A 24,462-nucleotide genomic window follows, 5' to 3' on the forward strand; every position below is an offset into this window, starting at 1 on the left:
CATAATGGTTATTCGTAATGCATATATACGTATCCTATAATTTAAAAGTTATCCAACAATTGCCCAACATGAAAAAATTCCACTCCAGCCCATTTTATAGCAGGGTAGATAGCTGATTTTTTAAATAAGTGTTTCGTTTTTCGAGAAAATCGCAAATCCACTCCGGTTCACCATCAAACTGTTCAATACGGTCTTTTATATACGGATCATTGACGACATGGGGACGCAATTGCTGATAAAGTTCCTCCACTTTTGGCTTCATAAACTCCACCGTGAATTCATGATCTAATGTATGTTTCATGATGTCATGATACATTTTTCGGAAGCTCTCTATATCTAATAATCGAGCGGTTAACGTATTAAATCCTTCGATACGTACGTAATCATAATCCATTTGTTTGCCGTTAATATCCCGTCCCCAAGTAGCATCAAAATCCCACGGAATGATTTCGAATAAACCGGAATCTGGATTGCGATATAGCGCGTAATTGTGAACGAAGCCATCGAAATTTTGCGTGCAAACAACTCCTGCAAGCCAGCGCAAATATTTATTGACATCCAAAAGCTTTGACATGACAGATTCGTACTCATATTTTGGCGTTGTGTTTAATTTGAAAATGAATTCCTCCAGATATCGGTGATCCTCTCGAGTCCCCAGTTTCCTTTCATAGCCCGCATCCAAAGACGTTTTAGGGGCCTTATCAAACGAACCAATCAGCGAAAAATTAGCGTCATCATCAATCGCGTAAAAAATAGGTCCTACCGGCAATTGACGTTTTTTTAAGAAAAATTCATCCACCGATTCTAATTGAAGATAAATTCCCTCATGCTTTCCATTGATCGATAAAAGAACGTGTCGGGAGGAAGGAGAAAGGACGCCAAGTGCCGAGAAAAAATCGAGGGAAAGTTTATTTCTTATGAGAGAAGGGTCTTTATATTCCGCGTTCAAGTGAAGTTCATGGGCTCCATGAAAGAAGTAAGGTTTATAAAACGAGATAAAATAGGATTTTTTCTTAAATTTGCGAATGTGTGAGCCTCGATAGCTTATATCGATATGAAATTTTTTTTTTGAAACGTAAATGTGGCAGGAACAGGGTCATCGTTCCAGATGTCGCGGCGCAGCTCCTGTAAATCATTAGGATGGATATAAATCGCATACAGAGGCAGCTGACTAGTTGACATCTATCATTTCCTCCCTCTAGAAATGTTGATTTATCAAGGCTTTTCGGCCCCTCAGGGGTGTCCAAAAAATATTTTTCGACAAAATCCCTTACATCCTTTTTCAGTTTTGTGGATATCTTACAGACCTAGGGTGCGCTTCGCGTCCACGGCTGGGGATATTTTCCTTCCGTGGGGAGAAGCGTATTCGATGCACCCTTTGGATCTCCGCGTCGCTGATGAGGACGAACCCTCCCATGTCTCCGGGCGTCTTCGCGCCAACATTCCCTCGTTCGGTCTCGTCATCAGGCGGAGGCCGGCCAAGCTCCTTTGGGGACTCAAGGTCGAATGGATAAAATCACGCCAGCTTCTCCGGTGTCATCCTGTTGTCCAACGATTCTTCCGTTCGCAGGGGGAGGCCTTAGGCCGCCCGTTGCACCTGGGACAAGACGTCCTGTTTCATTCGCTCCGCGTCAAACGCTTGTTTCTTCGTACAAATCGCAAACAGCACATTCAACAGCTTCCGGCACAAGGCGACGATGGACTGCTTTCCGGTCAGCGGATTGACGGATCGGGTCGTATAATACTCATGCAGCTCGCGAAACGCCTCGTTATGCCGAATCAGCGGAATCATCGCCCGAAACAGCACCGATCGCAGCCGTTTCCGTCCCCGTTTGGAGATGTGCTTTTGCCCTTTGCGCTGGCCGGAGGAATTCTCCTTGAGCTCAGGCCCGCCAACTTCACCAATTGACGTGGGACGAGCGCGGCGATCTCAAACCGGGCCATCGTCAATGGGCGAAGCTGCCGATCTCCGCCAGAAGATCGATGATCGTGGCGTCTCCCAACCCGTCGACCGTTTTCAGCCATTGATACTCCATCGTCGTTTGAACCAACGCCTTCAACTCGGCGTCCAACGCGGCGACCTCAGCCTCCAATTGGCGGTATCGGCGGACGAGCGCGGCGATCTCAAACCGGGCCATCGTCGTCCCTTCCGTCACCCCAATCGAGTCCTTCGCGGCGTCGATCAACGCCTGAATTTTGGCCTTCTGCGGGCATTTCAGCCCTTCGCTTTGCCGGTACACCTCAAGAAGCTCCTCCACCGCCCGGCCGGCCATATCGGCTGGAAGCGGCGTCCACTCCAGCACCGAAAGCGCCGTTTTCCCCAGGTCGCGAAACACCGTCCAAAACTCCGGAAAATATCGGTCGGTCCAGCGGACGATCGCGTTTTTCACCGCCGTCTGTTCCTTGCGGAGCTTCTCTTTGAGCGTGCTCCCGACGCGCAAATCGGCTTCGATCTCGTGCAACAGCCGGGGGACGAGGAATCGTCCGTCTTTCGCCAGTCTGGCGATGACTAGGGCGTCTTTGGCGTCATGTTTCGTCGGCAGGTTGTCATCGAGTTCTTTCGACCGGCACACATGCGCCGGGTTGACCATGACCAACGGGATCCCGTGCTCCTCGAGGAAGTAGGCCAGGTTCAACCAGTAGTGCCCGGTCGGCTCCACGGCGACGATCACCTGCGGCTTTCCGAACGCTTGCATCGCCTCCTGAATCGCTTCATACAGCTGGCGAAAGCCCTCTTTCGACTGGAAGATCGGGAACGATTTGCGAAGCACACGCCCCCGGTCATCCACGAAGCAGGCGTAGTGGGTTCGTTTCGCGATATCGATGCCCACGACAAGCGTTTGTTCGGTGACTTGATCAATTTTATAGTTTTGTGTACAATTCATCTGAAGTCCTCCTTGGTATGGTGAGTGATGTGTTTGACACCCCTGCATCATACCAAGAGGGCTTTTTTTGATCAAGTCCCCGGAAAAGCTCCTAACGGGAATGCTCCTTTCTGATCATGTTCAATAAATCCTATGTGAATGGTAAGGCGCTTGTTACTCTAGGGCATTTATCTATTTTTGTAAAAAGCAAGACAAGTGTCTAAGTCATATATAGCCGCACAACGTACATTGTTTATAGGCAAAGATAGATGACCGCCAATTATCCATATTCTATCTTTCCAAAAACGAACATATATTGGGAGGTTAAAAAATGAGCGTTTATACGCATGATGACATTCAAAATGCCGTTGAAGAACTTGAGAAGGATGGTCTAGGAGACTTTTTATATCAAGAGCCGACAGGTCGTAAACACCGTTCCCGCCGCACAAGCGGTTGGCGCCGCACGAGTGGATGGCGTCGCACAAGCGGCTCCCGTCGTACGAGTGGTTCGCATCGTACGAGTGGTTCCCGCCGTACGAGTTGCTTCCGCCCTCGCAGAAAACGAAGATACTGGTGTGACAGCAATATGCATACATTATGGTTAGAATTAGATGATTGACATGTTATAAAATTCCATATTTTCCCATATTACAAAAATAGGCGATGATAACAAAGACGTCGCCTATTTTTACTCTCTTTTAAAAGGATTTGTAATAGCTTATATGACGAATTTTTTATTAATAAAACATTGTTCTAAATAAACAGATTAAAAAAGAAAATGATTCACTAAGATACGTTGATTTTCCATGGCAAAAATATTTCGAAGTATTGTGTAGATTCAAGGCATATAGTTATAATGTAAACACAAAAATTATTTTGGTTAACAATTGGGGGATGAGGATGAAAAAGCACATTCAGTCAGAGCTTCAACGATTAGAAGAAAAGACGCAAAGACGCATGTTGAAGAATGTATCTTCTTCGGATGGCACATGGATCGTCATGAACGGAAAGAAGATGTTAAATTTAGCGTCGAATAATTATTTAGGACTAGCGAGCGACGAACGATTGATTGAAGCGGGATATCAAGCAATGCGTACATACGGTGCGGGAGCTACTGCTTCGCGACTTATTTCCGGCAATTATGAACTATATACGAGAGCCGAAGAAGCGTTAAAAAACTGGAAAAAGGCAGAAGCAGCGCTCATTTTCAATAGCGGATATACGGCCAATCTCGGAATCATTGCGGCTCTGATTGGCCGCGATGATATTGTGTTTAGCGATTGGCTCAATCATGCGAGCATTATTGATGGAATCAGATTAAGCGGCGCGGAACGATATCGTTATTATCATAACGATCTCAATCATTTAGAGTCATTATTGAAACAAGCATCTCCGCATAAACGAAAATTGATTGTCACCGATTCGATTTTCAGCATGGATGGAGACATGGCACTTTTAGAAGGATTAGTGACGTTGAAAAAACGTTACAATGCCATACTGATGGTTGATGAAGCGCATAGCAGCGGCATTTATGGAGAAAGAGGTGAAGGTCTTGTTCACCATCTTCATTTGCAAGATCAGGTTGACATCCAAATGGGCACCTTCAGCAAAGCGTTAGGCAGCTTTGGCGCTTATGTTGTGGGAGAGCAATGGCTGATTGATTATTTCATTAATACGTCGCGTAGCTTTATTTTTACGACCGCTTTGCCTCCAGCTGTTCTTGGTGCAATTGAAAAATCGATTGAGATTGTTCAAAAGGAACATATAAGAAGGCAAACGTTGCAATTTCACGAGAACATCCGCCGGAAGCCCACTGCTTTAGCTGTGGAGGAAGGCGGGGTTTATATTTTCAATATATATTGAATTTTTCGTTCAATATAAGTACACTGGATTTAGAAAGGTAGGTGAATCAAGAATGCTCTGCACTCTCAAGATTAAATTAATGCCAACTCTTGAACAGTTTCATGCGCTGCTGGAAACAATGAAACGGTTTAACCAAGCATGCAACTATATTAGCGAGATTGCTTTTCGCTCCAGAACCTTTTCCAAAACGAAAATCCAGCGGCTTTGCTACTATGACGTCAGGGAAAAATTTGGCCTCTCTGCCCAAATGACCGTTCGTGCCATCGGCAAAGTGTCGGAAAGCTATCGTTTGGATAAAAAAACCTTGCATAACTTTAAAGAAACCGGTGCCATCGTGTATGATGAAAGAATCCTGTCCTTTAAAGGGTTAGAGTATGCTTCCATCCTTACCTTGCAAGGAAGAATGGAAATCCCTATGGTCATTAGCCGCTACCATCAAGGTTTGCTGTGCGGCAACCGTGTTCGGGGTCAAGCCGATTTAGTCCTTCAAAACGGTATTTTTTATTTACTGCTCGTGGTGGACGTTCCCGAAGGCCAGCCCAATTCCGAAAACGGATTTATCGGTGTGGACCTTGGCATCATTAATATCGCCGTCGATAGCACCGGTGAGGTATTTTCCGGCTCGAAGGTCAACGGGCTGCGCCGCCGCCATGCGAAACTTCGCGCCAAACTCCAAAGAAAGGCACCAAGTCAGCGAAACGCCTGCTTAAAAAGCGTTCCAAGAAGGAAAAACTATTTGCCCGTGATGTGAACCACTGCATTAGCAAGAAGATTGTTGAAAAGGCAAAGGCACTCGGATGCGGCATTGCCCTTGAAGATTTAAAGGGCATCCGCCAACGCACCGAGAAAACGGTTAAAAAGCAACAGCGTCGTCAACACTCTTCTTGGTCTTTTTATCAGTTGAGAAAGTTTATTGAGTATAAAGCGGCGATCGCTGGCGTGCCGGTGGTATTGGTTCATCCAAAAAATACTTCCCGCACCTGTCCGGTTTGCGGACATGTGGCCAAAGAAAACAGACCGTCAAGGGATCAGTTTTGTTGTCGAGCTTGTGGGTACGCTGCCCCTGCCGACAACGTGGCTGCGGAAAACATCCGCAGGGCTGCTGTCAACCAGCCGAACGCGGCAGCCAATTAGGCTAGCTGCAAGCCCACGGCTTTAGCCGTTGGGTAGTTGACAGTCATTATTTCCGCACTGAACTCCAAAAGTTAGGATTTGACATTGGAAAAAGCACGACGCACATTGTTCCGATCATCATCGGATCAAATGAGCAAACGGTTCAAATGAGCGAGCGGCTTCAGGAACACGGAATCGCCGCGGTAGCGATCCGGCCGCCAACCGTTCCCGAAGGCACATCCCGCATCCGCTTCTCTCTTTCTTCCTCTTTGACGAAGGAAGAATTAGATTGGGCACTGGAACGGATTGCAAAAGTGGGAAGAGAAATTGGGGTGATAACTTAAGATGATTGTTCCTCCAACTTTTGACTGATATGATGGTCATACGAATCGTCTATAAAAGTTCCATCCGCGCTCCGATGCCGCATGTTGTTTGAGTTTCTATAATCAACAATAAATAAGGCAGAGGAGCGTGAGATGATGCTGCTTATTCATGATGTCATTCATAAAATGATTTATGATTTGGAAAAGAGCTCAGATGTACTAAAATACAATCAAAAAAGCCGCTGAAAGTCCAGCGGTTTTTTTACATATCGGCCATCCAGCTGGCCATACTAACAACAGGTGATGGCAAATGTACACAAAATCGGAGTTGGAACAGTTTGTTGAACAAGCAAAACAGTATGCGCGTTATGGAAAAGTCGCCGATTACATTCCCGCTCTTGGCAAAGCGGATCCAAACGATTTGTCTATCGCTATTTACTTGCCCGACGGCAATGTCATCGATGCGGGGGATACGACTCATAAAGTGACGCTCCAAAGCATTTCGAAAATTATTGCCCTCTCCCTTGTCCTAATGGACCGTGGGGAACAAGAAGTGTTCAAAAAAGTAGGAATGGAGCCGACGGGAGATCCATTTAACTCGATTGCGAAGCTCGAAGAAATACAGCCAGCCAAACCGCTTAATCCGATGATCAACGCGGGGGCGTTAGCCGTTACGCACATGATTGCCGGCGCTTCGGTTGAGGAGCGGTTCGAGTGGCTTTTGCAGTTTGTACGGAAACTGTCGGGAAACCCGACCATCTCGTATTCGGAAGAAGTGGCCCAGTCCGAATTTGAAACGGCGTTTTTAAACCGCTCGCTCTGCTATTTTCTCAAGCAGCATGGTATCATCAATGAAGATGTCGAAGAGCTAATGGACCTTTACACAAAACAATGCGCGATTGAAATGACGTGCATCGACTTGGCGCGAATTGGTCTTGTCTTTGCGATGGACGGACGCGACCCGTTCACTGATGAACAGATTATGCCGCTTGATGTCGCTCGCATTTGCAAAACGTTTATGGTCACGTGCGGCATGTACAACGCATCAGGTGAATTTGCCATCAAAATCGGCATTCCCGCAAAAAGCGGTGTTTCGGGCGGCATCCTCGCCGCCGTCCCAGGCCGGTTTGGCATCGGCATTTTCGGTCCGGCGTTGGACGAGAAAGGCAACAGCATCACCGGCATGAAACTGTTAGAACTGCTATCCAAGACATATTCCTTAAGCATTTTTTAAAACGAGGAGGAAACAAAGAATGAAATCATTTACTGTGCAATTTCATCGCGAAGATCAAATGGAAAACATGACTGTTCAAAAGTTAAATGAACAAGACTTTGAAAAAGCGACAGAAGGCGGGACAAGACATTTATTTGAACTAGATACGAACATCGGCTATTTCGTCTTTTTTGATGCCGAGGACGCAGAGGGAAACGTTTCGTATCTCGTTTTGCAATATGAAGAAGACAATGAAGATCCAAGCGCGTGCTACGGATTTGAGCTGAAAGATTTTTACGAATTCGTTGCACTTTACTTAAATGATCTAGAATTTGGAGATGAGGAAGAAGTCGACGAAGAAGAACAATACGGTCCAATTCACCATTTGGCACATCTTCTTTATCATATTGTGGAAGAAGGAAATTCCATCGAAGTGTAACGAAACGATCCTGGATCACGTGCGATCCAGGATTTATATTGCCCGCTTTTTGCACTTTTCGACACTGTCTTTCCCTAGCCGCAGCTTAAGCCTGTCGATGATCCAATTATTTAGCGCTTCGTTGGCAAAAGTTTTTATCGGAGGCGATTGATTTCCTAAAAAAGCTGTTTTTCAAAGAGGAATTGCCAAACATGTGGTGGGCATAGGGTGAAAAAGGAAGGTGGCGAGGAGGTCTCCGTCCCTCTTTGCCACCTTATTATTGCAACTGACGTCATATCGCTTGCTTCCCATATTTTTCGACATTGCCTTTCAATAGTTTCAACTCCTGCCCATCGATGCTTAAATCAATCAGCACCCATTGAAAATATCTTCATTTGTCTTTTTATCATTCGACTGCAAATATCGTACGCGATACCACTTTTGTCCGTATTGAAAATACATATACCGCCCTTTTGCAAAGTCAAACCAAAACTTAACCCGTTCTCCGTTCACTGTTTTCCAGACGTAGCCCCATGCCCTTTTTTGAGGGAAATTTGTCATTTTTGGTCGGCCTGAATTGATGACTTTGTAGAATAGCTTGTTTTTCACATCGTACAGTATCATGATCTGCTGCCTCCTTTTATCATCTATTACTACATATATAGAAGCAGCGGCAGAAAATTAGACTTCTTTTTTAGAAAGTAGCGGCATGTATGCAGTTCCTATCAGACATGATCTCATGCACATTATCCTGTTGATTGCTCCCTTTTGTTGATTAGCTCCATAATCATGCGCACGAAAAACGATAGGATAAAGATGGTTATAAACGAATACATCCATGTCCATGTATGATAGTTAATTAAATCTGTATATTTTTCACAAAGAACCTCAATGATCGTTAAAGCAGCGGTATATAATGTGCATTGCACGATAATGCCCAGAAGGTGGGAATGATAAGAGGTTTGGTAAAAATACACACACATGATCGGATACAGAAAGTATTCAAAAAGAATGCTCGTGTCGAAATATTGGCCTAAAAACCTTACAGGGTATTCAATTAAGCGTGCTTCTGCAACAATAACGCCAAAAAATGAGGAAAAATAGGCTTTTAATAAGAACACTAAAAGCGTGTCTTTGATTAGCGGTTTTCTCAGACTAAAACAAAATAAGATAATGCCAATAACCAGCAATGCCCACAAAAGGATTCTGTCCATGGATTCATCCATCTCCTATGATTGATTTGCATATCGTTTAGTATGGCCAAGAGAAAAATGGAATATTTCTGAATACATGAAAATGCCGCTTAAGCACTGATTTGGTTGTTTCACTAACTCGTGGCTCAAATAGACAAAAGATGCGCTTATTGATCTCTAAATACGATCATGCCGCAAATCATCGGAATGATCATTAACATTGCGACGGTTAGAGTAGGTATCGGCAGCCGGTTTGCGAATATTGCACCCATCACTCCCAGAAAACCGCCTATAATAAAAGGAATGGCGGTTTTTGTCTTGTCCGCATTTGGTTTTGCGTGATACCATGCGTCCCATACGCAATAAACATAAAATCCAGGGTAAAATAACATGTAGTCAAAATGGGTCACCTCGACAGCCTGTTGATGTAATCCGTTAAAATCAAGGTGAATGGCTTCGTTTATATGTCCGAATGCATTATCAAAGTGTTCTACAATGATAAAGAAGACACCCTTTATGAATTGACCATTATATATTTGCCCAAATCCAGGCATCAGAATTGAAAATAAAGCAGCAATGTTTCTCATCGTATCCCCTTTCATTTTCTGGCAATGGAAATCATCATCGTTTGTTACTTATATTTCCTTATGAGCGAGTTCAGTATGTATATGATGTTTTGGTTTGGATACGAATTTTCTCATTCATGGATACCGCATTGATAAAAGTGCTCAACCAAACACGCTGATGGGCCATAAAAACAATTATGAACGATTCATCCCGGTTTTTCGGCAGAATATTTAGTTGCATGGACGAATGCCACGATTAAGATAATGGGTCTTGTGTTTTGGTCTTGGAGGGGGAAAGGAGAATTTGAATGGCGGCATTGTCTAGATTGGCGGTGATGTCATCCAATTTCCCAGCCCATGTGAGATTATCTTGTTTGGGAGTTGGATAAAGAAGAAGTCGCCAACTAATAACATTGATCATAAAGACAAATCCTTTAAATCGATTATCGTTTCCCAAAGACGATGATTCATTTTTCGATAGAGGGCAGAAAAGTGCACATTTCAAACAAGGGAAAAATCTTGTAGAATATGTAAAGAGAAAATAAAAATAGGAGAGGGTATCATGCCAGTATACAACAAACTTGTCCGTGATAAGATTCCACAAATTATTGAACAAACGGGAAAGACATTTACAACGAGAATATTGGAAGATGACGAATATCGTAAAGAGCTGCGAAAAAAAGCATTTGAAGAATTAGAAGAATATATGAATGCGAGTGATAATGAAACAGCGCTGGAAGAATTGGCGGATGTGCTGGAAATTATTCATGCTCTTGCCGAATGCCATGGATCGTCGATCGAACGCGTTGAACAAATTCGAGCGGAAAAAGCAGAGAAGCGGGGAGGATTTAAAGAAAAAATCTTTTTAGTCGAGGTACACGATGAGTAAGGTCGAATTAATTCAACGCAATCTTATCGAAAAGATACAGGAACATATCGAAACATCGTCAACCATATACATATTAACCTCGTTCGTGATGAAATCGGGTGTCCGCCTGCTGAAAGAAACATTGAAAAAAGCGGCGGAACGAGGGGCGGATATTAAAATTTGCGCTGGCGATTATCTCTTTGTCACCCAGCCGGAAGCGCTTCGTGAGCTGATCTCTATTCATCCGGACATCGAGGTACGATTATGGCGAAGCAGGGGAGTATCTTTTCACCCAAAAGCATATTTATTTGAAAATACAACAAGCGGCTATTTTATTGTCGGTTCCTCCAACTTGTCGAAATCGGCGTTGACAGAAGGGATCGAATGGAATATCGGGTTGGACAAAAGCATCGATGAAAACGTATTTGTAGAGGCAATGGAAGAGTTTTTGAAGCTGTTTTACGCTGATGAAACAGTACAAGTGAACGAAGAGACGTTAAAGGACTATGAAAAGCAGTATCATGACTATCACCAACGGCATCCGAATCTCGCGCGAACGTGGGCGGAAGCGGAAGAAGTCGAATTAATGCTTCCATTGGATAAAGCGGAGACGGAAATCAATGAACGTGATCATGACGTAATTTACGATCCAGCAACGGTTACATACGAAACGATTCGACCGCGCTTTGCCCAAGTGGAAGCGCTCGAACGGCTGGAAGCGACTTATGAAGAAGGCTACGACAAGGCGATGGTCGTCATGGCGACAGGGCTTGGGAAAACGTATTTGGCAGCGTTTTTTGCCCGCCGTTTTCAAAAAGTACTGTTTATTGCGCATCGCGAAGAAATTCTTCGGCAGGCAAAACGCTCGTTTCAAAGGGTTATCCCGAATAAAACATTTGGCATTTATGACAGAAATAAGAAAGATAAGGATGCCGACATTATTTTTGCCTCCATTTTTACGCTAAGCATGAAAAAACATTTAAAAGCCTTTTCCAAAGATGCGTTCGATTTAATTATCATCGATGAATTTCATCACGCCGCGGCGCGCTCTTACCAGCGGGTGCTTGACTATTTCGAGCCAAAATTTCTGCTTGGCATTACCGCAACTCCAGATCGAAATGACAACAAAGATGTATATGCGATTTGTGACGGAAATGTTGCCTACAAAATTGATTTTATTGAAGCGGTTCAACGCGGATGGCTTGCCCCATTCCGTTATTACGGGGTCTACGATGATACGGATTATTCCAAGATCAAATGGCTCGGCAACCGCTATGATGAGGCAGAACTGCTTCAAGTGCAGCTAAGGGAAGAAATGGCAGACAAGATTTTAAAGGCATGGGAGAAATATAAGAAAACAAGAACGCTTGTATTTTGTTCATCGATCAAGCAAGCCGACTTTTTATCGGAATATTTTCGGAAACGAAACTATCGAACGGTCAGCCTTCACTCTAAACAGACAGACATTCCCCGCGACAGGGCAATTGCAATGCTGGAAAAAGGAGAATTAGACGCCATTTTCACGGTGGACTTATTTAATGAAGGCGTCGATATTCCATCGGTGGATACGTTGCTGTTTGTCCGGCCGACGGAGTCGCTTACCGTGTTTACCCAGCAAGTGGGTCGCGGACTTCGGTTGTATGAAGGAAAGGATTATTGCGTCATTATCGATTTAATCGGAAACTATCGCAATGCAGATGTGAAATTATCGTTGTTTGATGCGGAACGTGGGGAAGGTAAAAAGAAAAAAGCGACACCGATCCCAACCGTTCCGACAAATTGTTCGATTCATCTTGATGTACGGGCAATTAATCTATTAGAGGAAATGCGGAAAAAACGCCAGCCGCGTCGCGAAAAACTGTTATTTGACTATCAACAACTAAAACAGGAACTCGGTTATCGTCCGACATACTTGCAGCTTCACCTCTATGGAAGAAGTGAAGCGGCTGAATATAAATCGGAATTCAAGTCGTATTTTGGGTTTCTTTATTGGGCTGAGGAACTGTCAGAACGAGAGAAAGAGGTTTTCAAAAAATATGAATCATGGCTGGTTGAGGTAGAACGCACTCCGATGTCGAAAAGCTACAAAATGGTTGTTTTACAGGCGATGCTTCAACGGGGTTCATCACGATGGCATTTGCCTATTACGCCCCAAGAGGCAGCACCATTTTTCCATCGCTATCTAACCGAGAAAGAATACCGGAAGCGCATTGATTTTTCGGACAAGGAAACAAAACGGCTATGGGTTTACGATGAAGAAAAAGTAAGCAAACTTATCGCTAGAATGCCGATGACGAAATGGAGCGGGAGTTCCAACGGCCTTCTTTCCTTTGACAACAATGTGTTTTCTTTAACATTTTCCATCGATCCGGAAGACGAAGAGATTTTATACCAATGGACGAAAGAGATTTGCGAGTATCGGTTGCATGTATATTTTGAAAGGAAAGACAATAAAAAAATAGAATAGTTTTATATTTTGCATGCTGTCTTTTAGGATGGAGTCGCTTTTTTCATTATACATTGGCAAGACAAGAGCATAACAATTTCAGGCAAATTGGAGCTAACGAAATATTAGGAGATGATTCGCCAAGAGTGTCAAAAAGCGGATGCGTAGCGACAGAAACAAAAAATACATAAAAGTAGAGTGGTTATTTTGCTCCACTCTACTTTCTATTTTCTCCTAACCCTTACACGTTGCGAAGAGTTCTTTTGTGATCATGTTGTTTTCAAATACCGTTTCAAGCAACATCACCGTTTCAAGCGTTGCTTTATAGTCGAGCGTTTCGAGTTCAGTATGTTCGTGCTCGTAGCCGACGGATAAGTTGACAGATGGAATGCCGAATTCGGCGAAGACTTTGGCGTCACTGAGGCCGCCTGGGGCCATTTTCCAATCTGGCATGCCGGCGAGTGCTCCTGCTGTTTCAAAAATACGGCCGTAATTATCGTCGCAAAATGGCATGATGCCAGCGTAAGAAGTGACGATATCGCGCATTCCGCGTCGGTCAACGACAATTGCGGCGTCGACGTCTTGTAAAAATGTTGGGTCGATATGGCGCGAGCCGAGGCAGCCGATTTCTTCTTCGACGGTAAAGGCGATTTTAAGCGTTCCCTTGAAGCGGGAATGGCGAATGAAATCAAGTATTTCTAAGATGACCGCGATTCCCGCGCGGTCATCGGCGCCTAAGATGCCGTGCGAGCTGTTTAATACCGTTCCGTTTTCGATAATCGTGCGTTTCGTCGAAAACGGGCGAACTGTATCCATATGGGCGGAAAGCAAAATCGTTGGACCGTTTCCGCAGTAGACAGCAGCAAGCAAGTTTCCGTAATCGTCGATTTCGCGCCAATCTGTTTTTTGTTGGAGCTTTCGATAGAGCATTTGCCGAATCATCGCTTCTCCGCCGCTTTTTCCGTTTATGGAAAGAAGGGAGTATAGGCGATGTTTGAATGTTTCTAAGCGATACGTCATCAGCAGCTCTGGATTTCGCCAGACATTGTATAACCGTTCAGCCATCGTCAGAAGGTCATCGATGTGTCCGCGCTGATAAAATAATGTTACTTTTCTTTTTTCCGCTCTAATTCGAACGTGTGGCGGAGTGCAAGCCCGGATGATGGCGAGCTGCTGGGCGGATAAGTCTTCGAGAAAATAAATCGTTGCCGGGCGAACTCCCTCTCCGTCGCAGCTGTAAACGGTGTAAATATGCATCATGTTCAGCCAGCGGACGATGCCGCGGACGTACGGATCGATTTGAATGAGAGGAAGTTCGTTTTTCGTCGGGTCGACCAGCGTTTCTCTTCCTGGAATGTCATCGTTGTAAAAAACAATTTGCTTGGCGGTTTGTTGGAGAGCTTCCATCCAGTCCGTTTCGGAAATGGTGTCAAGGTGCTGGTGCCGTTGGATAAGCGCTGCGAATGTTTGCGCAAGCCATTGTGATGTAATTCCTGTTTCCATATCCTCCGGATGAAATCCGTGACGAATCATCAATTTTGTCCATTTTTCCATATTATCCATCTCCTTTTCAAATTCGTTACAACACAACTATACAAATCGGTCTGTGACACCCTGTCACAAAGGAGGGAGAGTACGGAGATGGAAGAATACGAGTTTTTTCCGCATCAAGAAGAGCGCCGCTTGCTTGCGGAGTGGAAAAAAGAAAAAGATCGAAAACGGCGGGAAGAAATCGAAAACGAGTTGATTCATCTGTATGTTCGTTTTGGCGAGTATTTTAAAATGTCGAGCAACCCCGATCCGAAGCAGGCGAAAATGTATTTGCAAAAAGCGTTAAAGCGAAAGCCAAACCATCCAATTGCGAATTATCGGTTGGCACATATTTACTATAATGAAGGAAGATATGCCGAAGCGGCGTATCACTTTAATCAGGCGCTTTCGGGATCGATGGATGAATCTCTCAATGACACGCAGGAGATGTTAAGCCATATGTTTCTTGTCAATTGCGGCATTTTTCTCGCGGCGAACGCATTAAAGCAGATAGAAAAAATGGAAGCAAGGCCATATGATGAAGAAACGGTCGATCGCTATCGCCAGGCGATTTTTCTCCATCGCATTGAAGATTTTCATCGCGCGCTTTATCGTATCATTACACCAGAAAGCGACGAAATTGTAACGGAGGAAACCTATTTTTCCGAGCAGGAGCTACTTTCGCCACATGAGGTGATGCTTTGCATCAGCGAACAAGACGGCTTTGTCGTTCGTTTCGCAGGCGAGTTTGTAAAACTAGAATACCAGTCGTTTTATGTGCTTGCGACGATTCTTCATAGCGAACGGCCAATGACTGGGGAAGATATCCGAAAAACGTTGTTTCAAACGTTTTTCGGCAGAGACGTTACGGATGCTGCGATTCGAAAGATATTTGAGCGACTGCGCGCACGCATTCCGTTTTGGGATGATATCATTGAAACGACCAGAATGGGAAACAAAGTGGGGCGGAGCCGCAAACAAGGCGTTTCGTATCGGATTTTTTGCCGCGCGAGCGATATATTTCCTTGGGAGTAGGGGGATGGAAATGAACATACGAAAAAGATTGGAAAATCAAGGAATCATAGTCGAAGAATGGAAGGGAAAAGGAGAAGAATTTCGCAGGCGTTGGGAACGAGCGTTTACGGATGCCATTAGTCTGCAGGAGAAGCAATCGATTTATTTCGACCAGTTTTTATGGCATGTATTCAGTTATAAAAAACTGCCCTGTTTTGAAGGAAAAGCAGCTATGCGCGCGTTTCATGAGGAGAATCGGTTCGTCTGTTATTTGTTTTATCAAGAAAGAGAAGAAGCGTATATGCTTGTAAACGCTGAAAATTTGCGGGCGGAAGATTTGCGGCGGGAGCACGATGTGTATGTCGTCGATCCGCAGTTTACATGGACGTACGTGCAGACGCATGAAGAGTGGTGCGGGCCGTATTTTTATCGAAAATATAGACAAGAAGGTTTCCGATTCAACAAATAAATCGAGTAGGTGGCAGATAATAGAGATGACAGAGCAGGAATCTCCCACCCTAAGTGTAGCGTAGATGGGAGAGATTCTTAAAATAGGAGATGTCTGTATAACTTGCGGATTTTTCGCTCGTGTCGGGCGATTTTGCTGAAGTGAAGTTTCCGTTAGCTCAATGCGCAAGCTGGCTTTATTTTGTTTCCAGCCGGTTAAACGGTTCGTTCACTCGTTTAGTTCCGCAATTTGGGTGCGAATTGTGTGACGAAAAGATCTATTGTGTTAATCATTTCTTGCAATCGTATTTTGTACCATTTTGCCATCTTCTTAGCAATGGTGATAAATAAATGATAGAATGAAAAGAAGGAAAATTTCTCGATGATATGGAGGTAAATAGATTGATTTATCAACTAAAGGTGCAGTTAAAAGGTATTCGCCCGCCGGTATGGCGGCGGTTATTGGTGCCAGGCGATATGACGTTTGCCGAGCTTCATCGCGTGCTGCAAAAAGCGTTTGACTGGGAAGACCGGCATTTGCATACGTTTTACATCACAAAGATGCGCGGAACGGCGAAGCTGCGCATCGAAATCGGCAATGATCATAAGGAGCGGCTTTTCGATTGGCTTGTGCAGGAGGGAGACCGCTGCTTGTATATTTATGACTTCGGCGACGATTGGGAACATGAGATCGTGCTTGAAAAAATAGTGAAGCCGCAGCCAGATCTCGTCTATCCAGTTTGCCTCAAGGCGGTGCGTGTTGCGCCTGAAGAAGACAGCATGGGCGAAGGGTGGAATCCAGAGGCGATCGAGACAAAGGAATTGACAGCAATGGTCAATGCAAAACTGGCTCCACTGAGCAAAAAAGTTGGCAAGGAAATCCAAAAGAAAGCGCGAAAAGAGATGGAGAAGGGAGCGCAGGCCACACAAGGCAACGTATGGCGGGCACTGTTGGAAAAAGCGGTGGCGTTTAACCGGTTAGCGCCGTGGCAATGGATGGATGATGATGAAATTTTCCTTGTCATCGATCCGGAAACGAACGAGCGCTTATATTGTTCCGTCATTGGCGCGCTTGGCCAAGAGCATGGCATGGTCGTATATATCGGGGAGCAAGGATACAAAAGCCTGCAGCATTTATTCAAACAGCCATATACCGAACAAGATCCTGTTTATACACAGCGGGCGGTGCTCATTTCCTTTGCCGACCGAAATGAATTAAGCAAGGAAGACTATGAGCTCCTCCGCTCCCTAGGCATGACATTCCGCGGCAAAAAGCAGTGGCCGCAGTTTCGCAGCTTTGACCCAGGGTACTATCCGTGGACGATTTCTGAAGAGGAGGCGAAGTTGGCGACAGTGGCGCTTGATCAGGCGTTGGATGTCGCGCGGCGCGCTGGGGAAGGAGAACTTTCGCTTTCAGTGTTTCCGCAGGATGAAAAGATGTTTGCCCGCATCGGTGAAAAGAAGGATGGGAATGTCGTTTGGCGCGATGACCTCATTCCGCTTGCCGAGCTGGAAGTCGAGGAAAAAGCGCCGACGTATGAACTGCTTGTCGATCCGAAGTTGATTGAAATGGTGAAAAATATTGGACAAGTATACCATGGCAGCATCGAATTTGACGCGGGTATATCAACCGGCCGGTTCAAGAGAAGCGCGGGGAGCGCCCGTATTTTCCGATATTTGTACTGGCGGTGGATGTGAACACTTGGTTTATCATCCATAACGATTTGCTTCCGATCGAGAATGTGGCGATGCGCGTGCAAAAAAGCTTTTTGGACATGCTTCTGCGGCTCGGGAAAATACCGCGGGAAATCCGCATGAAAAAAGAAACGAAGCAAATGCTCGCCCCGGTGCTGCGCAAACTGCCGATCCGGACGATGGAAGTGCCGCGGACTCCTGCGTCCGAACATGTCCGCAGAACTTTTGAAATGTTTTAGGATGAGATTCAAGGAGGAGTCTAGATTTGGATGGCAAATATAAAGAATCCATTATTATATTTTGGATGACAAATATAAAGAATCCATTATTATATTGTCGTATCAATATGTGTATCGATTACTGATGCATTTGAAAAATATTATTCATGTCTTCCAGCAAATCAAAAATCCAGATGACATCACCAAAGAAGTGTACCGTGATTCGATTGTCAAAAAGTACGAAATTTTAGAGGATCAATTGTGGAAATTATTATCGAAGGTTTTTAAGTCTTGGGGACTCGAATTAAGCAATCCGCGTGCTTGTTACAGGCTAACATTCAAAGAAGGATGGATTGAAAATATTGATACGTGGAACGACATTGTAAGTTCGCGTAATGCGACGGTTCATGTCTATAATGAGGATGATTATGAAAAAATTAAAAACAAGATAATAGCACAATATGTGGGGGAAATCGAAAAGCTGCTTGAAAATATAAAAAAAGAAGTGATTGATTGCGATGTATGGAATTCATGAAGATGTATATCGAAAATTATTGGACTACTTTCAACGCGAACGTGGCATTCGGAAAGTGATTTTATTTGGTTCAAGGGCCAGGGATACGGCGCGTTATAATTCGGATATTGATTTGTGTATTGATTATGAAGGAGAACAGAAAGGAAAAATTGTTCAAGATATCGATGACATTGTCGGAATTTATTCCTATGATGTACTGTTTGCCGATTCATTAAATGAAGAAATAAAACGGCAAATTGACCGCGATGGAGTAGTGATTTACAAACGTACATAATGAGAAAGAGGGATGCAATAGTGTTAATCGCATTGGATATGGACGGGACGCTGCTCAATTCGAATGGACAGGTAAGTAGAAGAAATAAAGAGGCCATTGTGACAGCGCAAAAGCAAGGCCATATCGTGGCGATCGTGACGGGCAGGGCGTATAAAGACGCGCGCGCGCCGCTTCGGGATGCGGGGCTTGTTTGCCCGATTATGAGTTTAAATGGCGCGGTGATGACATTAGAAGATGGGACGGTGCTTGGCGATGTGCCGCTTGACAAGGAAAAGTTGATTCCAGCGCTCGAATGGGTGCGCGCGCAGCCGGATTTATATTTCGAAATTTATACGGGCGATGCCGTCTACGTCGGGCTCCATAACCGCGCCCATCTTGAGGCGATGGCCGAGCAGGCAAGCGATATCGCTCCCGAATTAAAGCGCATCGTCGAAAAGCAGTTCCAGCAGGCGCGCGTGACGTATGTTGATGACATCCGCGCCATCTGGGAAGATCGGCAAACCGTTTTTTATAAAGTGCTCATTTTTTCTCTCGATCAAGAACGTTTACAAGAAGCAGCTGCCCAGTTTGACGGCATTTCCGGCATTACTGTCACCTCGTCGCACCCAAACAACATCGAAATTAACCATGAACAGGCGACGAAAGGACAGGCGCTTGTAAAACTGGCCGCCCATTATGGCATCGATCTGAAAGATACGGTTGTTTTCGGTGACAGCCATAACGATTTATCGATGTTCGCCGTCGCCGGATACCGCGTCGCGATGGAAAATGCCGCACCGGAATTAAAAGAAGTCAGCGACATAGTCACTGCGTCACACGAGGAAGACGGCGTGGCGATCGTGTTGGAAGAACTGATCGACAAACGAAAACAGTGACGGTGGGCATCATGCTCTTTCCATCGTCTTATTCCGTATTCAATGGACTCTGTTAAGAAAAATCAAAGTTTTTCAATACGGCAAGCAGAATTTTTTGCAGCAAACGCATGTGAACAGCCAGCTCTCTATAAACAGAGGGCTGGCTGTATTTGTATGAATCCATCGCGAATATTGGTTGGAAGGATTTTCAGACTGCCTCATTTTGTTGTACTATTATGAATAAAGGCAATTGTTGCGGTTTTTGATTTATACGTCTGTTGTTATGTTCTATGTTGTGCCGCAGTTTATGTCTGAAAGTGTCATTCGTTATAGCACTGGGATTGGCGATGGCTGTGCCTATTTTCATATTAACGGTGAAGTTAAGGCATGTTTGACTGTTTTAGGTCCTACGAACCGATTCACTTCTGAAGCAATAGAGAAATAGCCAAAGAAGGGGCTAAGGCCATTTCAGAAAAGTCAGGATATCGAGAATAGGGGGATAATCATGAATATATCACAAAAAATTGTATCCGTAAGGGGCACGCAAATTGGCGGAGAACAGCCATGCATTTGTACTCCTATAGTAGGAGCGAGTATGGAACAAATTTTGTCGGAGACGGAAGAAGTATGTCGAAAGAGGCCTGATATTATTGAGTGGCGCGCCGACTTTTTTAAAGATATTTACGATCCACAAAAAGTGCTCGAAACAGCATTAGCCATTCGAAAAATTGCAGGAGAAATTCCCATTCTTTTTACGATTCGTTCGGAAAAGGAAGGCGGGAATCCTGTTCCGTTAACAGAAACAGAAAAAATCGAACTATTTACAGAAGTGTGCAAAAGCCGATTAGTGGATATGATTGATTACGAGCTGCTTTATGAAGAGGAATTGGCATCGCTTCGCCAAGTATCAAAGGAATATGGCATTCGCATGATTATGTCCTATCATAATTTCAGCTCAACTCCCCCAAAAGAAGAACTTGTCCAAAAAATGCTGCAGGCGGAATCATATGGTGCTGATATTGCCAAAGTCGCTGTTATGCCTGCTTCTCCGCAAGACTTGCTTGTTTTATTCCAGGCGACCCAAGAGGCACGAAGCCAGTTAAGCATCCCCCTTATCACCATGTCAATGGGAGGATTAGGGGTCATTACTCGCTTGGCTGGATGGATGTTTGGTTCGGCAGTTACTTTTGCTGTTGGTCAAAATAGTTCGGCACCAGGCCAAATCCCAATCGAGGATTTGAAAGAAGTCCTTCATATTGTGCAAAAGCATATGTTTCACGGCTAATGGATATGGAAGGAGCAAATAATTTTTATGATTTGTTGTAAAGAAAGGGCGGCAGATATGGGTACATATTGCAACATTCCGCTTCGGGAAAGAAATATCGTGTTAATCGGCTTTATGGGAGTAGGAAAAACAACGATTGGCCAGCTTGTGGCGAAAAAGTTGTATCGGGACTTTATTGATGTAGATCGGGAAATCGAGAAACGGCATCAAATGTCGATTCCGACCATTTTTGAACAAATGGGAGAAGACTATTTTCGAAAAGTGGAGAGGGAACTGATCATTGATCTTTGCACGAATACCCGCTTAAAAATTATTTCCCTTGGGGGAGGCGCGTATTTGCAGGAGGAAGTAAGAAAGGCTTGTTTATCCCACGGCATTGTCGTTTTCCTCGATTTGTCATGGGAAAACTGGAAAGAACGTCTTCCGTCCATTGTCCATGACCGTCCTTTGTTGAAAAATAAGACGCTCGAGGAAATCATGCAATTATTTGAACAGCGGAAACAAGCTTATTCTCAGCATCATTATCGCGTGGCGACGGATGGGCTTGATCCGGAAACGGTAGCAACTCGCGTAATGGAATTGATTCGCGAGCGGGATACGGAATAATCAGGAAAAACACCCTTTGTTTTGTACAAGGGTGTTTTCTGTTGGAATTTATGATACGTCTCTGAATCAAGGAATGTTATTTTCAGGTGATTCGTTGCCGAAGGAAACACTTAAGGAGCAGCAGGAGGAAAATGAAGAGAGGAGACGGTCATTGTTGCCGATACAACTCGCGGATTTTCCGTTCATGCTGGAGCGTTTTGCTTGAGAGGAAATCGACCGTTTCCTGTGTTTCCGACAGTTCGATGCGCAGGCTGTCTACTTTTGTTTCTAAACGGTTGAATCGCTCGTTCATTTTTTCTTCAAGATTTTCTACCATCTGTCTCATTTCTGTTCTGAGCTGATTTCCCATTTTCTGCATTTTTGCTTCTAATCGATTTTCCACTTCTTGCATTTTTGCTTCTAATCGATTTTCCATTTCTTTCATTTTTGTTTCCAAACGGTTTTCCATTTCTTGCATTTTTGTGTGCATATGGTTGGAATGAAGCTCCAATGCTTTCAAAATTTCTTTTAGCATTGTTTCCTGTTCCATTTCTCTCACCTCCCTTACTTATCTCATTATAAAAGAAGAAAGAAGAGGAGGAAAGGAAAATCTACGATGCTTACGGGAATAAAAGATTGTCGAATGAGTCCATCACTTTCATTTGAGAAAGTTTATACTCAATTTTCATCGTACTTTTATATTGATGATGTGGGAAAAAGAAACACTAGAAAAAGAAGAGAAAATGCCCGAGAAAAGGCGGCGGCTTGCTATTGTTTTTTGGATTAATGTTCTTCCATTTTTATCGTATTGACATGCTTTCTTCCTCAAGTGATGTGATATTATAATTAAAGATATTTCCTTATTCCACGGTAGCGAAATAGCCGCCGCATCTGATGGTTATACTGTTTTGTAGCTTATGCTTTAGGATTGTTGGAGATATATCGGTTGCTTATACGAGGAAGTGAAGCAACGTTCGTTATATATCGTGAAAGACGTGTGGGGAGTCGGAAATAAGCATGAAAATGCATCGTTTTGCGTGGAACAGCCGCAAAAATATTCAAACATTATGGCGTTTTTGCCTTGTTGGAGCTGGAAATACATTTGTGGATTTTATTGTCTTTTTTCTTCTTGCCTCGTTTGGCGTTTCCGCGCTGTTGGCGCAAGTATGCTCTTATACCGTCGGTGTGGTCAACAGCTATGTATGGAACAGGATGTGGACGTTTCGGGTAAAACGAAAAGCGAACATCGGAGAGTTTTTGCGTTTTATCGTGGTGAATGTGCTGTCGCTGGCAGTGACGCTTCTTCTGCTCTTTCTCTGCCGGGACGTTGGGCACTGGCCGTTGTTTGCCGGAAAACTGATCGCGACGTTGGGAGGCATTGCCGTCAATTTTGCCGGCAGCCGCTTCTGGGTGTTTGCCTCAAAACCGTCCCATTCCTAACATGGGTGTACGACAAACTTTGGATTGGTTAGAGCCTGATATTCCGAATCGGATGTGCAAAACGGTACCATATAGAACAATAGTCTTAATTTTCCATAAAAATAATGATACAATAATAAATAATAAGAAATAGGATAAACGGATGGGAGCAGGTGACTAAGTGATTTACTCTTTCGAACTGCTGTTTTTAGCAGTCGTTTCGTTTTTGCTGGCGTATTTTATCGGGGCGAAAAAATATACGTGGCTGCTGTCCGGATATAATCAGCGGCGCATTCGTGATCAAGAAAAATTGGCGAGAATCGTAGGGAAATATAATATGATCGTTGGCATTGCCGCAGCGGCTGGAAGCATGATTGACCATCCTGATATGATCGTGATTTTTCCGATTGCCGTTATTGGCCATGTGGCGCTTGCGGCTTATGCGAACGTCAAAATGGTAGAGTAAAAGCCGAATCCGACAAGCTGGATTCGGCTTTTTCCTTTAGGAGCGAATTTGCCCCGTGCCGTATACGAGCGATTTCGTCGTGGTGATCGCGCGCAATCCCATTGGACCGCGGGCGTGCAGTTTTTGCGTGCTGATGCCGATTTCCGCCCCGTAGCCAAACTGTTCGCCGTCGGTAAAGCGGGTCGAGGCGTTATGATAAAGCACGGCGGCGTCAATCGCTTGGAAAAAGAAGCGGACGTTGTCGTTTTGTTCGGAAATAATTGCCTCGGAATGTTTCGTGCCGTAGCGGTTAATATGGTCGGCCGCTTCTTTGACGTCTTGTACGAGTTTAACCGCTAAAATCGGCGCCAAATATTCGGTGCTCCAGTCGGTTTCGGCAGCCTGCTGGATAAAGGAATACGATGAAGCAAGCTGCGAATCGCCGCGCAGCTCTACTCCGCGCGCGTGCAATGTTTCGACGAGTTCGCTGATATATGGCCAGTTTTGATGAATTAATACCGTTTCCACCGCATTGCAGACGGATGGGCGTTGCAATTTCGCGTTTAGGACGATATCGATGGCCATTTGTTTTTGCGCCGATTCATCGATGAAAATATGGCAGTTGCCAACGCCAGTCTCCAGCACGGGAACGGTGGCGTTTTCGATGACGGAGCGAATCAGTCCTGCGCCGCCGCGTGGAATTAATACATCTAAGTAGCCGTTTAAACGAAACATTTGCTGGGCCGCTTCCCGGCTCGTGTCTTCGAGAAGCTGGATGGCATCGGCAGGGATGGCGGAATCGCGAAGCGCCTCCTTCATGACATGGACGAGCGCTTTGTTTGAATGAAGCGCCGATGAGCTGCCGCGCAATAAGACGGCGTTTCCTGTTTTTAGGCAAAGGCTTGCGGCATCGACGGTGACGTTCGGGCGCGCCTCATACACCATTCCGATGACACCGAGAGGCACGCGAATTGTTTGAATGCGAAGCCCATTCGGCCGCGTCCATTCTTCGACGATTTCGCCGATTGGGTCAGGAAGATCCGCAACTTGACGGACGCCGTCGACAATTTGCTCGATTCGTTCGTTTGTTAGCTGCAATCGGTCGATTAAAGCAGGAGAAAGACCTTGTTCTTTTCCAAGCGCAACGTCTTTTTCGTTTTCTTGCAAAATCCATTCTTTTTGTTTGATCAGCGCTTCGGCGATGCGCGTTAATGCTTCGTTTTTTCTTCTGTTGACAGAAGGGCTAACGTTTTCGCTGCTTGTTGAAGCTGTTCTGCTTTTATAAGCAATTCGT

The 24,462-nt window shown here is 44.7% G+C and carries 22 protein-coding genes and 6 pseudogenes; 19 read left to right on the forward strand and 9 right to left on the reverse strand.

Going from position 1 to position 24,462, the window contains the following annotated elements; genetic code table 11:
• Positions 1-94: 94 nt before the first annotated feature.
• A pseudogene (locus tag NXM86_RS06480) lies at positions 95-1,182 on the reverse strand (CotH kinase family protein).
• A gap of 397 nt (positions 1,183-1,579) precedes the next feature.
• A pseudogene (locus NXM86_RS06485) lies at positions 1,580-2,885 on the reverse strand (IS110 family RNA-guided transposase).
• Positions 2,886-3,195: 310 nt separating this feature from the next.
• Here NXM86_RS06485 and NXM86_RS06490 point away from each other — a divergent pair.
• From NXM86_RS06490 to NXM86_RS06515, 6 genes and pseudogenes are all read left to right on the forward strand, one after another.
• A complete protein-coding gene (locus tag NXM86_RS06490; RefSeq protein WP_089097810.1) occupies positions 3,196-3,483 on the forward strand; it encodes a CotG/ExsB N-terminal domain-containing protein in 288 nt (95 codons plus the stop codon).
• 281 nt (positions 3,484-3,764) lie between these two features.
• Positions 3,765-4,670, forward strand: a pseudogene (locus tag NXM86_RS06495) (aminotransferase class I/II-fold pyridoxal phosphate-dependent enzyme); the annotation flags it as partial.
• 109 nt (positions 4,671-4,779) lie between these two features.
• Positions 4,780-5,861: pseudogene (locus tag NXM86_RS06500) on the forward strand (RNA-guided endonuclease InsQ/TnpB family protein).
• 41 nt (positions 5,862-5,902) lie between these two features.
• A pseudogene (locus tag NXM86_RS06505) lies at positions 5,903-6,184 on the forward strand (aminotransferase class I/II-fold pyridoxal phosphate-dependent enzyme); the annotation flags it as partial.
• A gap of 289 nt (positions 6,185-6,473) precedes the next feature.
• A complete protein-coding gene (gene glsA / locus NXM86_RS06510; RefSeq protein WP_498958774.1) occupies positions 6,474-7,397 on the forward strand; it encodes a glutaminase A in 924 nt (307 codons plus the stop codon).
• A gap of 19 nt (positions 7,398-7,416) precedes the next feature.
• Positions 7,417-7,815 (forward strand): hypothetical protein, encoded by a 399-nt coding sequence (locus tag NXM86_RS06515; protein ID WP_062756213.1) that lies wholly within the window; start codon positions 7,417-7,419, stop codon positions 7,813-7,815.
• Between the two features lie 271 nt (positions 7,816-8,086).
• On the opposite strand, the pseudogene NXM86_RS06520 reads toward NXM86_RS06515, so the two are convergent.
• The 4 genes and pseudogenes from NXM86_RS06520 to NXM86_RS06535 form a co-directional block, all read right to left on the reverse strand.
• Positions 8,087-8,418, reverse strand: a pseudogene (locus tag NXM86_RS06520) (hypothetical protein).
• A gap of 122 nt (positions 8,419-8,540) precedes the next feature.
• Positions 8,541-9,008 carry a CBO0543 family protein gene (locus NXM86_RS06525; protein WP_498958775.1) on the reverse strand — a complete coding sequence of 156 codons (468 nt, stop codon included), beginning with the start codon at positions 9,006-9,008 and terminating at the stop codon, positions 8,541-8,543.
• 146 nt (positions 9,009-9,154) lie between these two features.
• The gene (locus tag NXM86_RS06530) at positions 9,155-9,574 is read right to left on the reverse strand and encodes a hypothetical protein (protein ID WP_081189394.1); all 420 of its coding nucleotides are present in this window, start codon (positions 9,572-9,574) and stop codon (positions 9,155-9,157) included.
• Positions 9,575-9,809: 235 nt separating this feature from the next.
• Positions 9,810-9,974 (reverse strand): YoqH family protein, encoded by a 165-nt coding sequence (locus tag NXM86_RS06535; protein ID WP_158082868.1) that lies wholly within the window; start codon positions 9,972-9,974, stop codon positions 9,810-9,812.
• A 141-nt stretch (positions 9,975-10,115) separates the two neighbouring features.
• Here NXM86_RS06535 and NXM86_RS06540 point away from each other — a divergent pair, with 141 nt between their 5' ends.
• Positions 10,116-10,442, forward strand: coding sequence for a nucleoside triphosphate pyrophosphohydrolase (locus NXM86_RS06540; protein ID WP_015864194.1), 327 nt, complete (start codon positions 10,116-10,118; stop codon positions 10,440-10,442).
• Positions 10,435-12,888 carry a DEAD/DEAH box helicase family protein gene (locus tag NXM86_RS06545; protein ID WP_498958776.1) on the forward strand — a complete coding sequence of 818 codons (2,454 nt, stop codon included), beginning with the start codon at positions 10,435-10,437 and terminating at the stop codon, positions 12,886-12,888. The genes NXM86_RS06540 and NXM86_RS06545 overlap by 8 nt, the downstream gene beginning before the upstream one ends.
• A gap of 213 nt (positions 12,889-13,101) precedes the next feature.
• Here the strand turns inward: NXM86_RS06545 and NXM86_RS06550 are convergent, their stop codons facing one another.
• A complete protein-coding gene (locus NXM86_RS06550; protein WP_089097805.1) occupies positions 13,102-14,421 on the reverse strand; it encodes a M20/M25/M40 family metallo-hydrolase in 1,320 nt (439 codons plus the stop codon).
• Between the two features lie 87 nt (positions 14,422-14,508).
• Here NXM86_RS06550 and NXM86_RS06555 point away from each other — a divergent pair, with 87 nt between their 5' ends.
• The 9 genes from NXM86_RS06555 (at position 14,509) to NXM86_RS06595 (ending at position 21,325) form a co-directional block, all read left to right on the forward strand.
• Positions 14,509-15,432, forward strand: coding sequence for a tetratricopeptide repeat protein (locus NXM86_RS06555; protein WP_498958777.1), 924 nt, complete (start codon positions 14,509-14,511; stop codon positions 15,430-15,432).
• 10 nt (positions 15,433-15,442) lie between these two features.
• Positions 15,443-15,880, forward strand: a complete 438-nt coding sequence (locus NXM86_RS06560) for a DUF4275 family protein (RefSeq protein ID WP_498958778.1) — start codon at positions 15,443-15,445, stop codon at positions 15,878-15,880.
• 380 nt (positions 15,881-16,260) lie between these two features.
• Positions 16,261-17,556, forward strand: coding sequence for a plasmid pRiA4b ORF-3 family protein (locus tag NXM86_RS06565; RefSeq protein ID WP_498958779.1), 1,296 nt, complete (start codon positions 16,261-16,263; stop codon positions 17,554-17,556).
• A complete protein-coding gene (locus tag NXM86_RS06570) occupies positions 17,541-17,792 on the forward strand; it encodes a DUF6930 domain-containing protein (protein ID WP_498959001.1) in 252 nt (83 codons plus the stop codon). The genes NXM86_RS06565 and NXM86_RS06570 overlap by 16 nt, the downstream gene beginning before the upstream one ends.
• A gap of 61 nt (positions 17,793-17,853) precedes the next feature.
• Entirely contained in the window at positions 17,854-18,306 is a 453-nt protein-coding gene (locus tag NXM86_RS06575; RefSeq protein ID WP_498958780.1) for a nucleotidyltransferase substrate binding protein, read from the forward strand.
• Entirely contained in the window at positions 18,290-18,580 is a 291-nt protein-coding gene (locus NXM86_RS06580) for a nucleotidyltransferase family protein (RefSeq protein ID WP_498958781.1), read from the forward strand. Before NXM86_RS06575 ends, NXM86_RS06580 begins: the two co-directional genes overlap by 17 nt.
• 20 nt (positions 18,581-18,600) lie before the next feature.
• Positions 18,601-19,455: an HAD family hydrolase gene (locus NXM86_RS06585; RefSeq protein WP_498958782.1), complete on the forward strand. Its 855-nt coding sequence runs from the start codon at positions 18,601-18,603 to the stop codon at positions 19,453-19,455.
• Positions 19,456-19,939: 484 nt separating this feature from the next.
• Positions 19,940-20,719, forward strand: a complete 780-nt coding sequence (gene aroD, locus NXM86_RS06590) for a type I 3-dehydroquinate dehydratase (RefSeq protein WP_062756240.1) — start codon at positions 19,940-19,942, stop codon at positions 20,717-20,719.
• A 57-nt stretch (positions 20,720-20,776) separates the two neighbouring features.
• A complete protein-coding gene (locus NXM86_RS06595) occupies positions 20,777-21,325 on the forward strand; it encodes a shikimate kinase (RefSeq protein WP_498958784.1) in 549 nt (182 codons plus the stop codon).
• A gap of 148 nt (positions 21,326-21,473) precedes the next feature.
• On the opposite strand, the gene NXM86_RS06600 is transcribed toward NXM86_RS06595, so the two are convergent.
• A complete protein-coding gene (locus NXM86_RS06600) occupies positions 21,474-21,854 on the reverse strand; it encodes a hypothetical protein (RefSeq protein WP_171698932.1) in 381 nt (126 codons plus the stop codon).
• Between the two features lie 467 nt (positions 21,855-22,321).
• Between NXM86_RS06600 and NXM86_RS06605 the strand changes: the two genes are divergently transcribed.
• Complete coding sequence (locus NXM86_RS06605; protein WP_498958785.1) at positions 22,322-22,744, forward strand: GtrA family protein; 423 nt, start codon at positions 22,322-22,324, stop codon at positions 22,742-22,744.
• 160 nt (positions 22,745-22,904) lie between these two features.
• A complete protein-coding gene (locus NXM86_RS06610) occupies positions 22,905-23,189 on the forward strand; it encodes a DUF3784 domain-containing protein (RefSeq protein ID WP_062678017.1) in 285 nt (94 codons plus the stop codon).
• A 36-nt stretch (positions 23,190-23,225) separates the two neighbouring features.
• On the opposite strand, the gene NXM86_RS06615 is transcribed toward NXM86_RS06610, so the two are convergent.
• On the reverse strand, positions 23,226-24,458 hold the full coding sequence (locus NXM86_RS06615; protein ID WP_498959002.1) for a glutamate-5-semialdehyde dehydrogenase: 1,233 nt from the start codon (positions 24,456-24,458) through the stop codon (positions 23,226-23,228).
• Positions 24,459-24,462: the final 4 nt, after the last annotated feature.

This window comes from Geobacillus sp. CX412 (assembly GCF_027942335.1).
GTDB lineage: Bacteria > Bacillota > Bacilli > Bacillales > Anoxybacillaceae > Parageobacillus_B > Parageobacillus_B toebii.